Source organism: Rhodococcus sp. 05-339-2 (assembly GCF_002258965.1).
Lineage (GTDB): Bacteria > Actinomycetota > Actinomycetes > Mycobacteriales > Mycobacteriaceae > Rhodococcoides.
The window spans coordinates 515,472-528,042 of sequence record NZ_NOYW01000004.1 but is presented as its reverse complement, the minus strand read 5'-3'; the positions used below and the strand labels follow the sequence as shown (position 1 = coordinate 528,042).

At 62.9% G+C, this 12,571-nt stretch carries 15 protein-coding genes; 6 read left to right on the top strand and 9 right to left on the bottom strand.

What is annotated here, in order from left to right; genetic code table 11:
* Positions 1 to 6: 6 nt before the first annotated feature.
* From CH273_RS03555 to CH273_RS03545, 3 genes are all read left to right on the top strand, one after another.
* The gene (locus CH273_RS03555) at positions 7 to 870 is read left to right on the top strand and encodes a fumarylacetoacetate hydrolase family protein (RefSeq protein ID WP_032396576.1); all 864 of its coding nucleotides are present in this window, start codon (positions 7 to 9) and stop codon (positions 868 to 870) included.
* A complete protein-coding gene (locus CH273_RS03550; protein WP_032396575.1) occupies positions 867 to 2,180 on the top strand; it encodes an MFS transporter in 1,314 nt (437 codons plus the stop codon). The genes CH273_RS03555 and CH273_RS03550 overlap by 4 nt, the downstream gene beginning before the upstream one ends.
* Before the next feature lie 69 nt (positions 2,181 to 2,249).
* Complete coding sequence (locus tag CH273_RS03545; protein ID WP_032397218.1) at positions 2,250 to 2,504, top strand: WhiB family transcriptional regulator; 255 nt, start codon at positions 2,250 to 2,252, stop codon at positions 2,502 to 2,504.
* Positions 2,505 to 2,638: 134 nt separating this feature from the next.
* Here the strand turns inward: CH273_RS03545 and CH273_RS03540 are convergent, their stop codons facing one another.
* From CH273_RS03540 to CH273_RS03520, 5 genes are all read right to left on the bottom strand, one after another.
* Positions 2,639 to 3,355, bottom strand: a complete 717-nt coding sequence (locus CH273_RS03540) for a TetR family transcriptional regulator (RefSeq protein ID WP_032396574.1) — start codon at positions 3,353 to 3,355, stop codon at positions 2,639 to 2,641.
* 57 nt (positions 3,356 to 3,412) lie between these two features.
* Entirely contained in the window at positions 3,413 to 4,198 is a 786-nt protein-coding gene (locus CH273_RS03535; RefSeq protein ID WP_230596912.1) for an SDR family NAD(P)-dependent oxidoreductase, read from the bottom strand.
* Positions 4,195 to 5,175: an SDR family oxidoreductase gene (locus tag CH273_RS03530; protein ID WP_032396572.1), complete on the bottom strand. Its 981-nt coding sequence runs from the start codon at positions 5,173 to 5,175 to the stop codon at positions 4,195 to 4,197. Before CH273_RS03530 ends, CH273_RS03535 begins: the two co-directional genes overlap by 4 nt.
* Before the next feature lie 172 nt (positions 5,176 to 5,347).
* Positions 5,348 to 6,325 carry a bile acid:sodium symporter family protein gene (locus tag CH273_RS03525; RefSeq protein WP_032396571.1) on the bottom strand — a complete coding sequence of 326 codons (978 nt, stop codon included), beginning with the start codon at positions 6,323 to 6,325 and terminating at the stop codon, positions 5,348 to 5,350.
* 58 nt (positions 6,326 to 6,383) lie between these two features.
* Positions 6,384 to 7,436 carry a YihY/virulence factor BrkB family protein gene (locus CH273_RS03520; protein WP_032397217.1) on the bottom strand — a complete coding sequence of 351 codons (1,053 nt, stop codon included), beginning with the start codon at positions 7,434 to 7,436 and terminating at the stop codon, positions 6,384 to 6,386.
* 102 nt (positions 7,437 to 7,538) lie between these two features.
* Between CH273_RS03520 and CH273_RS03515 the strand changes: the two genes are divergently transcribed.
* Positions 7,539 to 7,919 (top strand): VOC family protein, encoded by a 381-nt coding sequence (locus CH273_RS03515; RefSeq protein ID WP_032396570.1) that lies wholly within the window; start codon positions 7,539 to 7,541, stop codon positions 7,917 to 7,919.
* Positions 7,920 to 7,926: 7 nt separating this feature from the next.
* Here the strand turns inward: CH273_RS03515 and CH273_RS27580 are convergent, their stop codons facing one another.
* A complete protein-coding gene (locus tag CH273_RS27580; RefSeq protein ID WP_155290812.1) occupies positions 7,927 to 8,091 on the bottom strand; it encodes a hypothetical protein in 165 nt (54 codons plus the stop codon).
* 88 nt (positions 8,092 to 8,179) lie between these two features.
* Positions 8,180 to 8,860, bottom strand: a complete 681-nt coding sequence (locus CH273_RS03510) for a FadR/GntR family transcriptional regulator (protein WP_032396569.1) — start codon at positions 8,858 to 8,860, stop codon at positions 8,180 to 8,182.
* Positions 8,861 to 9,037: 177 nt separating this feature from the next.
* On the opposite strand from CH273_RS03510, the gene CH273_RS03505 reads away from it, so the two are divergent.
* Positions 9,038 to 10,798 (top strand): 2-isopropylmalate synthase, encoded by a 1,761-nt coding sequence (locus CH273_RS03505; protein ID WP_052049846.1) that lies wholly within the window; start codon positions 9,038 to 9,040, stop codon positions 10,796 to 10,798.
* Here CH273_RS03505 and CH273_RS03500 read toward each other — a convergent pair.
* Complete coding sequence (locus tag CH273_RS03500) at positions 10,795 to 11,238, bottom strand: VOC family protein (RefSeq protein ID WP_032396567.1); 444 nt, start codon at positions 11,236 to 11,238, stop codon at positions 10,795 to 10,797. The genes CH273_RS03505 and CH273_RS03500 overlap by 4 nt on opposite strands.
* Before the next feature lie 125 nt (positions 11,239 to 11,363).
* On the opposite strand from CH273_RS03500, the gene CH273_RS03495 reads away from it, so the two are divergent.
* Positions 11,364 to 11,771, top strand: coding sequence for a hypothetical protein (locus tag CH273_RS03495; RefSeq protein ID WP_032396566.1), 408 nt, complete (start codon positions 11,364 to 11,366; stop codon positions 11,769 to 11,771).
* Between the two features lie 2 nt (positions 11,772 to 11,773).
* On the opposite strand, the gene CH273_RS03490 is transcribed toward CH273_RS03495, so the two are convergent.
* Positions 11,774 to 12,559, bottom strand: a complete 786-nt coding sequence (locus tag CH273_RS03490; protein WP_032397215.1) for a hypothetical protein — start codon at positions 12,557 to 12,559, stop codon at positions 11,774 to 11,776.
* Positions 12,560 to 12,571 lie beyond the last annotated feature (12 nt).

Genomic DNA, 12,571 nt, shown 5'->3' with positions numbered 1-12,571 from the left:
TCGACAATGCGTATCGCCAATCATGCGGGTCGGCTCACCTTGCTGCACGGTGGGGCCGAGATCGACGTTGCTCGGCTCAGCGGTGAGAGGTTCGGCCACCGTATCGAAGACATCTTCGAGCGCTGGGAGGAGTTCACAGCGTGGGCCGCGGCGGTGAACCCCGATCACCCGGCCGCGTCTTCGGGCACTGCCGACGTGGGTCCGGTGAGCCCCCGACCACGTCAGGTGATCGGGGTAGGGCTCAACTACGTCGACCATGCCCGCGAGGCAGGATCACCGCTGCCGACGGTCCCGCTGTTGTTCACCAAGTTCCCGTCGGCGATCGCCGGACCGGACGCCGACGTCGAATTGTCGGGCGACTCCGTCGATTGGGAGGTCGAATTGGTGGTGGTCATCGGACGCGAAGCAGCCAGGGTCTCGAAGGACGACGCATGGAGTTGCATCGCGGGGTTGACTGTGGGGCAGGATATCTCGGACAGAGAGGTCCAGCTGCAGGGAAGCACTCCGCAGTACAGCTTCGGCAAGTCGTTTCGGAACTACGCGCCGATCGGGCCGGTGCTGGTGACTCCCGACGAGTTCGAGGACCTCGATCGGCTGTCGTTGAAGTGTTGGATCGGCGATGAACTCGTCCAGGACGGAACGTCCGGGGACCTGGTCTTCTCGATTCCGGAGTTGATCGAGTACATATCGGCGGAAGTCACCCTCTACCCCGGCGATCTGATCTTCACCGGGACACCCGCGGGTGTCGGCCTGGGTATGACGCCTCAGCGGTTCCTCACCGACGGCGATGTCATCACCAGCAGCATCACGGGAATCGGGTCGATGACCAACAAGGTCAGGGCTCGCGCAGGGAAGGTCGGAGCACTGTGAAGTCGACCAGCGCAGTGGGGGAGAGCCGGCTCAACGCCGAGAACGCGTACACGCCGAAGGAACGAAAGATAGTTCTCGGCTTCGCCATCACCGGTGCCCTCATCGAGAGCATGGAACTGAACCTGTTGAGCTATCCGTTGAGGGATCTCGCCGATTCGTTCGCGGTATCGACTCAGGCTGTGGTCGGCGTCATCACGGCTCAGAGCATCGCGTCGATTGCCGGCGGCTTTCTGTTCGGTTGGACCGCCGATCGTTGGGGCCGTCGGCCGACCTACGTCGCGTTCACCGCCATCTACGGCGTGCTGGCGATCGTCGGAGCCTTCCTCGACAGCTTCGAGCTCTTCACCCTGACCCGCGTATTGGCGGGTGTGGCGATGGGCGGTGCCTTCGGCGTCATCTTCGCGATGTTCACCGAGACGTGGAAGACGCGAAACCGAGGACTGATGGGGAGTGTTCTGCAGGGGATGTTCATCTGCGGAACTCTTATCACTCAGGCAATTCTGTTCGGCACCATCACCACGCTTGGATCGGAATCCGGTTGGCGTACCGGCTTCGTCATCATCGGAGCCATGAGCGTCGCAGTGGGGCTGTTCGCCTTCCGGATGCTGCCGGAATCCAAGGTGTGGCGCGCAGCCAAGGACGCACCGCCGTTGGTCGCCGTGGAACCTACCGAAGCGCAGCAGCTGACGAGCGCGGCCGACAAGCGTCGAACGATCGTCGGTGGACTGTTCCTGACCCTTGCCGCCACCGGAATTTTCGCCGCCAGCTATTGCTACATCACGTTCGGTCCCACCTACCTGCGCGAATACGCCGGGTTGTCGTTGGGCTGGGCGACGATCGTGCTTTCGATCGGAACTGTGCTCGGCATCGCTTCGTACATCACGTTCGGAGCGTTGTCGGACAGGATCGGTCGCCGCGGATCCACATTCTGGTCCTGTGCAGTAGGTGTGGTCGGATTCGGGCTGTTTCTGTCGATCGGGTCGGACACCGAGATGCCTGCCGGTACGGGCAGTGTGTGGACCGCCGCCACAGCAGCTCTGGCCGGCTGTGCCATCGGCTATGCGGGATTCGGTGTGATCGGCACCTGGATATCGGAGTTCTACCCCACGCGCTACCGAGCCCTCGGTTCGGGTGCCACGTACTACGTGGCACGCGGTATCGGGTCGGGACTGTTTCCGCTGTTCGCGATCATGCTGGCCGACGGAAACATCCATCGTGCAATGGGGTTCGGAGTCATCGGAGCGGTCGTGGGAATGCTCGGGTGCCTTCTGGTTCCCGAAACTCGAGGGAAAGTCATCACCACGGACTGATCGATCGGCCCCGAGGCAGGACGCCTCGGGGCCCATCGTGCGCAGTGAAAGAAGACTGGGTCGAAAGCAATGAACAGCGGGAATCGGAAAGTGCTGGTGCCACTGGTCGAACAGTGGGTATGGCAGGCAGACGCACACTGTCGCGGCTTCGGGTATCTGTTCTACGGCGACGGAAACGAGAGCAGTCGCGAACAGTCCGAGCGCGAACGCGCCGCCAAGCTGATCTGCACGGCGTGTCCGGTCATCGACTCGTGTTACGACCATTGCATGACGTTCGAGGAACGTCACGGCGTATGGGCGGGGTTGGCCGAGAGAGATCGATGACCACACCGAGAGAAGTACAAGTCGAGGTAGCAGGTCCAGCTCGAGATGATTTTCGTTCGCGGGCGTAGTGCGACCGGCCCTTCACCGAACCGTAATTCCGTTGTTGTGCTCAGGTATTCGACTCGTACTTGATGTCAGCGCGGTGGGACCAACAAGTGAACCCTGTCGACGAGGCTCAATGCGGTGGCAGGGTCCGTGCCCTCGAATACTGCTGTGTGGATCCCTCGCATGGCTCCGGTGAGGAGGTGCGCGGTCGCGACGATGTCCGTGTCGCTGCGAATCTGTCGTGCTTCCGCCGCGGCCCTCAGTAGTTGTGCGATCGCATCGACGAAGCTGTCGTGCCAGCGTTCTGCCGAGCCCTCGGATCTCGGTACTCCGAGGTTGCGGAACAGCACATGGGTACGCGGGGTGTCGTAGATGCTCGCGGCCGCGATGTGTAGAAACGTCTGCAGTTGCTCGAGGGGCGAGTCGGGCCACGTCGCGGTGATCGAGCCCTCGTGAATGCGGCCGATCAGTACGGTGGCGGCGTCGTCGACCGCCGCTTGGAACAGCTCACGTTTGGTGGGGAAGTGGTGGAACGCCGTTCTCGGTGCGAGACCGCATCGGGCAGCAACGCTTTCGATCGTGATGTCCGAGTAGTCGGCGTGACGCAACAGCTCCTGGGTGGCCTCGATCAGTCGGGCCGCTGCGGGCCCGGGCTCGTCGGTGGTCGACGATCCGGCCCAGCGATAGAGCGTGGTGGTGTGGATACCCAGCGAGGTCGCCACGCTCGCTGGGCTTTCGGCACCGCCGAAGGCGCGCGCGACCGCTTCCTGCCGGTCGGCGAGTGTGAATCTGGAGACCCTGGCCATGTTCGTGACACTACATTTCGGTGGGGGAGTCGGGAGAACGCCGCGTTCGGAACCGTACTAGTGAAGCATGCGCGCGAGGGCGGGCAACAGAATTCGCGCGGGGACCAGACCCGCCGCGATGGCCTGAGCAGTATTTCGTCGGCCCGAGATCACCTGCGGCCGAGACCTTCTGGCGTCGAGTGCGCGCATGGCAGTGGCCACGACTTCGTTCGGTGTTTGGTAGGTACCGGTCGCTGCGGCGGAGTCTCCGATGACATCGAAGAATTCGGTGCGGGTCGGCCCGGGATTGAGTGCGAACACCCTGACTCCGTTCTTGGCAGACTCGTACCACAGGGACTGGCTGAAGCTCAGAACGAATGCTTTGGCGGCCGCATACACCGCGAGCGACGGAACGGGCTGGAACGCAGTCGTGCTGGCCACGTTGACGATGGTCCCGTCCCTGCGGTCGATCATGTCCGGCAGGAACGCCGAACAGATGTCGACGACCGCGCGGATGTCGACGGCGACGAGGCGCTCGAAGTCGTCGGCATCGCCGTCCGCGAACGGTCCCTGTACGGCGAACCCTGCATTGTTGACGACGAGATCGATCCGCTCGGGCACCAGCTCGCGCAGTCGGCGTCCGCTCGACTTTTCCGACAGGTCCCAGGCCACTGTGCGGCAACGGATTCCGTGCTTCTGCTCGAGCTCCTCCGCCAGAGCGGTCAGTCGCTCTTCTCGTCGTGCGACGAGTACGAGATCGGATCCTCGTGCCGCCAGCGCTCGGGCGAATTCGGCACCGATTCCGGAACTCGCGCCGGTGACCAACGACCGGCCGGGACGGTAGTGGGGCCCTCGGCGCATCATCGGTCCGACCGTCCGAGCTCAGCGGCCGAACGCCGTGCGAACTGTTCGTACGATGTGGGAGCACGGCCGAGCAGCGTCGGAAGAACCTTCAGGTCTCCTGCCGGTAGGCCGTAGCCGTCGTAGTGGGTCATCATCGTTCGGTACGCCGTGCGTGCGTCGGCGGGCCAGTTCTTCATGTCACGCGGGTTGGACGCAGCCTTGGCGCCACGAACGAGGTGGCCGATGGATTTCAGTTTGGTCGAGACCAACGCATGTCCGATGACCGGGGCAAGCGCAGGCAGCACCGTCAGTGAGTTCGTCAGCGACGACGGCGGGATTCGAAGGGCAGTCACCTTGTGGCCGAGCACATCGGACCAGATCTCTGCCATCTCGTGACGCGTGAGTTCCACGGTGGACAGGTCGTAGACGCGACCTTCGTGCGGCGATGGGTCGATCAGGATGTTCGCGGCGGCTTCGGCCACGTCGGCTACGTCGACAACGCCCATGACGCTGTCCGGTGAAACCGGGTAGGGCATCACTCCGGCCTGCAGAAATTCCCACACTTCCAAGTAGTTCTGCATGTAGTGCGACGGCCTGAGCACCGTAGTGGGAATTCCGCTGTCGCGCAGCATCCCTTCGGCGATGTCCTTCTGGTGATGGTGCGACAGTTGGTGCAGGTTCGGATGGATCACGGAATGAAAAACTATGTGCTGCAATCCGCTTGCCGGTCCCACTGCGATCAGGTGATCGATGATCGGCTTCTCGTCGATGATCTGCGTCGGTGCAGCGTGGTAGAGGACGTCGGCCCCTGCCAGGGCGGTATGGAGCGTGTCCTGAGATCGGAGATCACCCACGACGACCTCGGTGGCTCCGTCGCCGCGGGTGGTCTCGGCTTGCGTCGTGTTCTTGACCACCGCCCGAACCGGCACGTTCTGCGCAGCGAGCTGTCGAACGAGCAAGCGGCCGACACCACCCGCGGCGCTGGTCACTGTGATCATGGGGCCTCCTCGACGTCGAGCTCGGCGGACACTGAGCGTAATGCATATATTGCATAATGAATGCAGATAACGCAAGGACGGTGCGGAGCAGAACCGAAAAATCCGGTGCAGCCGACCGCGCTCAGCGCGGTCAGCTGCACCGGATTCTGTGTCGAAATCCAGCGTGCGGGTTCTACTCGGTCGTCGTACGTGTCGGTTCCGGCGTGCGCTCGGCCGGCCGCGGTTCGATCGATCGCCTGGACCAGTAGCTGGCCAGAAGTGAGCCGGAGACGTTGTGCCACACGGAGAAGATGGCGGCGGGCAGAGCCGCCGCGGGACTGAAATGGACCGACGCAAGTGCTGCGGCCAGGCCGGAGTTCTGCATACCCACCTCGATGCTGATCGCGCGTCGGCTGGCGACATCGAGTCCGCACGCCTTGCCGATGCCGTACCCCACCGCGAGTCCGAGCGAATTGTGCAGAACCACGGCCACGACGATGAGTGCTCCGATCGAGAGCAGTGTGGGTGCACTGGCAGCCACGACGAGAACGACGACGGCGGTGATTCCGGCGACCGAGATCAAGGGCAGAGCATCGAGCATGCGGTCGATGATCTTCGGAAACAGCAGGCGCAGAACAACTCCTAGTACCACCGGTACCAGCACGATCTGCAGGATCGAGACGAACAGTCCACCGGCGTCGACCGGCAGATACTCACCGGCGAGCCACAGCACCAGCAGCGGCGTGAGTATCGGTGCGAGCAGGGTGGACACCGAGGTCATCGCCACCGACAGTGCGGTATCGCCCTTGGCCAGATAGACCATCACGTTGGATGCGGTACCGCCCGGTGCGGAGCCGACCAACACCATGCCTGCGGTCAGTGCCGCCGACAGTCCGAGCGCGTTGGCAATACCGAGTCCGAGGAGCGGCATCGCGATGAACTGCGCGGCGACCCCGAGCAACAGTGCCCACGGTCGCCGGGCGACGACAGCGAAGTCGGAGAGCCGCAACGTCATTCCCATGCCGAGCATGATGATCGACAGCAGCCACGGAACGGCCGGTGTGCCGCCGCTGAACGTGTCGGGAGTGATCAGGGCCAGCGCTCCTGCGGCCACGACGATCAGGGCGAACCACTTGCCGGTGAATTCGCTGACGGTCTTCAGCTGGGGCATGTGGAGACTCCAAAGGTGGTTGGGCACGGCGTCGGGAAGTCTAGCTCTTTCGCTGAGCTCACTGTTCCGGGTTGTGTTGCTCCCGAAGTGCGCGACCCTGCTCCACGGCCTGCGCATCCTTCTCGTCGTTCTTATCCGAGACGCGGGTGTCCCGGGGCGGCAGTTGCAGGCGCTTCTCGGCGACGATGCCTGCCTGGAGTTGACGGCCACGTTCGAGTTCGGAGTCCAGTTCGGCTCCGAACAGCAAGGCCAAGTTGGTGATCCAGAGCCACAGCAGGAACACGATGGCTCCAGCGAGGGATCCGTAGGTCTTGTTGTAGCTGGAGAAGTTCGCGACGTAGAAGCCGAACGCGACGGTGGCCAGAATCCACACGATGATGCCGACGGCGGCACCGGAACTGATCCATTTGAACTTGGGCTGCTGCACATTCGGTGTTGCGTAGTACAGGATCGCCACCGCAAGTACGACAACGATCAGGACCAGCGGCCAGCGCGCGATGTTCCAGATTGTCAAAGTGGTATCACCGAGTCCGACGGCGTCGCCCACAGCTTTCGCTACGGGCCCACTGATCGCCAGCATGACGGCGGCGAGTGCGATGAGTACGAGAGCGACGAGCGTGACCAGAAGCATCACCGGACGCAGCTTCCAGATGGGCCTGCCCTCGTCCACCTCGTACATGCGGTTCATCGCGCGGCCGAATGCGCCGACGTAGCCGGACGCAGACCACAGCGCACCGGCGATACCGATGATCAACGCAAAGCCCGCGGTAGGTGCCTGGACGAGCTGTTCGATCGGCTCGCGCAGGGTGTCGACCGCCGATTGGGGTCCGAGATCGCCGACGATCTGCAGTACTCCGTCGACCGTGGCCTGCCCTTGACCGAACACGCCCAGCAACGACACGATGGCCAGGATCGCGGGGAAGAGCGAGAGGACGGCGTAGTAGGTCAGCGCGGCTGCGAGGTCGGTGCACTGGTCGCGGGAGAACTCACGAGCGGTCTTCTTCAGTACGTAGATCCAGGACGGCTTGGTCAGATCCGCAGGTGAATCCGCCTTACGGGGGTCGTCGGGGTCTGCTTCGGTCGGTGCGGGTGATGTCGCTGAATCGGGCATCAAGGGCGCATACCCGGGCAATTCCTATGAAAACAAAGGTGTTCGGCGGAGGTCGACCGTCAACGCGCTTTTCGACCCTGTGCCAGGTGTAGATTCGCGCCCATGGCATGTCGAATCAGTGAACTCGTACTCGATTGTCGCGATCCCGAGGCCTTGGCCACGTTCTGGTGCGAGGTGTTGGGCTTCGTCGTATTGGACAGGGAGGACGACGGTTCCGTGGAGATCGGTGCGCGCGACGGGTTCGGAGGGTCGCAACCGACCATCATCCTCAGTCGTAACGAGAATCCCGAAAAGGCGAAGCCTCGCTTGCATATCGACGTCAGCGCAACCGATCGGGATCAGGACGCCGAATTGGAACGACTCCTCACCCTCGGCGCACGACGAGTGGACATCGGTCAGACCGGCCAGGAGTCGTGGCACGTGCTCGCCGATCCCGAAGGTAACGAATTCTGTTTGCTGCGAACAGGACTCAGCCCTGTGTGAGAACTCCTCAGCGAAGGCAGAGGGATCCGATATCGGCCACCACGGTGTTGTCGTGCGGATCTATCCATCGCGCCCCGTTCGCGTCGGCGGACGGCTTCAGTAAGTGCTTGCCGTGGCTCGGCCACTGCACGAATTCGTATCCGGCCAACTCCGTTTGTACTGTCTCGGCCACCCATACGGCGGCGTCGCCACACCAAGCTGTCGTTCCGCATGTAGTCCCATCCCGGATACACCTTGTTCCTCCCTTACCTGCCGGCCCGTTACATCGACGGATTCATCGACTCCGACAACTCCAGCAGGTGCGCGCGTGTGAGGACGTGAGCTTTTTGTGAATCGCGGGCCCCGATTGCCTCGACGACGTCTGCGTGCGTGTCGTGGTCGGCCTTGTCGCCGAACGATCCGGCCATTCGCAACATGTCGATCATGGCGTCGCGGAGACGTGGTGCCATGGAGTCGAAGAGTCCGAGCAGAATGTCGTTGTGTGACGCGACCACGATGGAGCGGTGAAAAGCCATGTCCGCGTTCACCAGATCGACTGCGTCGCTGCGAGCGGTGTTGCGCGTTTCGAGTGAGCGGCGAATGGTGTCGAGATCGGTGGGGGTGCGTCTGGTTGCGGCGAGGGCGGCGGCCTCACCTTCGATCGCGAGGCGGGCTTCGAGGACTGCGGTGATGTGAACCCGCTGCAGAACTCGGTCCCATTCCGTACGTGCCTCGTCGAGTGATTCGACGAAGACTCCGGAGCCCTGCCGGGTGACGAGGATTCCGCGCCCCGCCAGTTGTCTGATGGCCTCGCGCATCGTCGATCTACCGACGTCGAACATGGGGGCAAGGGTGGTTTCACCTGGCAGTTTGGTGCCGATCGGCCACTCGCCGGACTGAATTCGTGCAAGCAGAAGTTCGGCGGCCTGATCGGCCAAGGATGTTCGGCGTATCGCGGTCACACCGGAACAATACTCCTCAGCTTGTCTGAGGAGTAGTGATACATTGCTCGCATGCGCACATTCACGGGCCTTCTCCTTATCGGCCACGACGGGGCATAGCCAGGACCGGCAACCCCGTCGTGGAGCCCGATGCCTGCCGGTTCGCCTCACCGTCCGATCAGAACAGGTACCTCCACCATGTCTGCATTTCCCACCCTGTCCACTCCCGCTGGTCCCGTCCCCTCCGGTGCGCCCACCTGGAATCGGCAGCGGCGCTCCCAGATGCCGTCACATCGTTACCGTGACGTCTACTCGAAGGTCGACATTCCGCTTACGGAACGTCAATGGCCGGACCGACGGCTGACCGAGGCACCGCTGTGGGTACCTGTCGATCTCCGCGACGGTAACCAAGCGCTTCCCGAGCCGATGGATCCTGCCCGCAAGAAGCAGTTCTTCGAGTTGATGGTTGCCATGGGCTACAAGGAAATCGAAGTCGGCTATCCGTCGGCCTCGCAAACCGATTTCGATTTCGTGCGACTGCTTGCTCACACCGACCTCGCACCGGACGACGTCACCGTGGTGGTCTTCACCCCGGCTCGACGTGACCTGATCGAGCGAACAGTGGAGTCGATTCAGGGCATCACCAACGACGTGGTAATCCACATGTACACCGCCACTGCTCCGACATGGCGTGAGGTAGTACTCGGCCGCGAGGCCAACGAGCTTCGCTCACTGATACTTTCGGGCGCGGCCGACGTTCTCGAACTTGCCGGCGACCTGCCCAACGTGCGGTTCGAATTCTCACCCGAGGTCTTCAATCTCACCGAACCCGACTATGTTCTCGACGTCTGCGATGCAGTCACGACTGCGTGGGACGCTACGCAGCAGCGGCCGGTCATCCTGAATTTGCCTGCCACCGTGGAAGTGGCGACACCGAATGTCTATGCAGACCAGATCGAGTACATGAACAACAACCTTGCGCGTCGAGACAGCGTGATCCTCTCGGTCCATCCGCACAACGACCGCGGCACGGGGATTGCCTGCGCCGAGCTGGCAGTTCTGGCCGGTGCGCAACGAGTGGAGGGTTGTGTGTTCGGCAACGGCGAACGCACCGGAAACGTCGATATCGCCACTCTCGCACTCAATTTGCATGCACAGGGTATCGATCCCATGATCGACTTCTCCGACATCGGCCAGATTCGCCGCACCGTCGAACACTGCAACCAGCTCGAGATCCATCCTCGGCACCCGTATGTGGGCGATCTGGTGCACACCGCCTTCAGTGGTACGCACCAGGACGCCATCAAGAAGGGTTTCGCCGAGCACCGCACGCGAGCGGTGAGCGAAGGTCGCTCCGAAGGCGAGATCGAATGGCGGGTGCCGTATCTGCCGATCGACCCCAACGACATCGGTCGCTCGTACGACGCTGTCATTCGAGTGAACTCGCAATCGGGCAAGGGAGGAATCGCCTATCTTCTGGAAACCGGCTACGGCATCGAACTCCCGCGTCGCCTTCAGATCGACCTCGCCCGGCACGTGCAGAACCGCACCGATTCGATCGGTACCGAACTGTCGGCCGAGCAGCTCTGGGACATCTTCAGGGCGGAGTACATCGATATCGACGACGCCGATGTGACGCTGATCGGCTTCGACTCTCACGATGACAAGGGTTCCGCCGACACCTGCGTCACACTGAAGATCGACGGGACGTCCTACAGCACGTCACACGGGGGAGTGGGCCCGGTCGAGGCACTCGTCGACGCGTTGGCCGCGCATGGCCGTCACGTGGAGATTCTCGGCCTGACCCAGACCAGTGTGCGGGCCGGCAACGACAGCGATGCCGTCACGATGCTCGAATATCGCACTGCCGCAGGCTCCGAGTGGGCGGCCGGTATCGATCGCTCCGTCCTGTCAGCCACCCTCGACGCGGTTGTTCGAGCCGCCAACGCGGTGACCTAGCTTTCGGGAGTCGAAAGCGATTGGGCGAACATCAGAAGAATGTCGCTCGGCCCGCGGAGGTAGGTGAGCTTGTAGACGCCCTCGTAATCGGCCACGCCTCGCAGGGGTAAGTAACCGTGGCGGGCTGCAATCGCCAGAGCGGCGTCGATGTCGTCGACCGAGAACGCGATGCGGTGCATGCCGATCTCGTTGGGCAGCGTCGGCGTCGTCTCGATGGCGTCGGGGTGGATGTACTCGAACAGCTCGATACGGCCGAGGCCGTCCGGGGTTTGCAGCACTGCGATCTTGGCGTGGTTGCCGTCGAGACCGACGGCGGTGTCCGCCCACTCACCGCTGACCGTGTCGCGGCCGAGGACCGTGAGGCCGAGCTCGGTGAAGAAGTCGATCGTGGCTTCGATGTCGCGGACGGCGATGCCGACGTTTTCGAGCTTGATGCTCATACGCTGAGTCTCGCATAGTGCTTTCTCGGATAGAACAAGACCGAGCGGCCTCCTTCTGGCAGGATCAACAGCTACGCCGGGGTGCGGCGGCCACGACCGAAGGACGACCAACTCATGACGCCACCGTGAACAAGCTCTCGACGGTGGCATTGCTGATCGTGCTCGGTGCAGCCGGGATGTTCAACGGACTGTCCTTGACCTCCGACCCCAGTGGGCGGTCGCTCGGGTTAGACGTCGGAATGCTCCCTTCGTGGCACACCTGGGACTACCGCGTATCCGGGTTGTTCGTGCTGTTCTTTCTCGGCCTCGGGCCGTTGATCTGCGTGGCCGCGGTGCTCGTCGATGCGTCCGAAGCGGCGGTGTACGTCGCGTGCGTGGGGCTGGTGACCATCGGGTGGGTGGTATGGCAGCTCGTCGTACTCGACATCTACGCTCCGCTCGCCCACATTCCCCTCACGCTGTTGGGAGTCGCGTTGATCGTCCTCGCACTCGGCCAATTCCGTGCACGTGCCCGCGATCGCAGCCGGCAATAGAGTCAGAGACCGACCGCGCCGAGCAGGGCTGCGCCGGGATCGACGATGGCAACAACGGCCGCGACGAACAGCAGCGCCATCGCGATCGTCATCACCGTGCCGAGCGATCCGAGGATGACGAACATCCGACGGTGAGCACCGTCCGTCGATCCGTAGCGTCGGAAGGCGATCACGGTTCCGGTACCGACGACCGCGATCACCACTGCGGTAGCGACGATCACCGCCCAGTTGTAGTGCTCGACCTGTGTGAGCAACTCGAGCAGAGGCGGCCTGGTGTCTCCACTCTGCACGCCGTTCTCGATCAGAGACTGCGCCGCTCGCCCGTCCGCATTGTCAGCGGAGAGCATCGGAAGCAGGGCGATCACGGGTGCGACCGTCGACTGGATGTTGAGCACAGCTACGAACACCGAAAACAACGACAGCACAGTCGTAGTGGCCGCAGTGACCACGTAACCCACGCCTGCTGCCAGAGATCGCCGCCACAGAGTCGCCGCGAGCAGACCCAGAACCACGGTCAGCAGCACCGAGATGACGATCTTGATCGCGTGCCACTCGAACCAGTAGTCCACCATCTCCGCCAAGCCGGGCGGATAGGTGCGAGCGCCGCTGCCCCAGTACTCGACCAAGCCGCGGCCGAGCAGCTCACTCATGACGGATCGATCCTGGAACTGCGGATAGCGTCCGCGCAGCAACGCAGCTGGGCCGAGTACGAACGCGGCCACCAACGCCGCCCCGCCGCATGCCAATACGACGATCGACCAGCGACTTCGGGTGACGGACACACTCATCGGACGACTCAC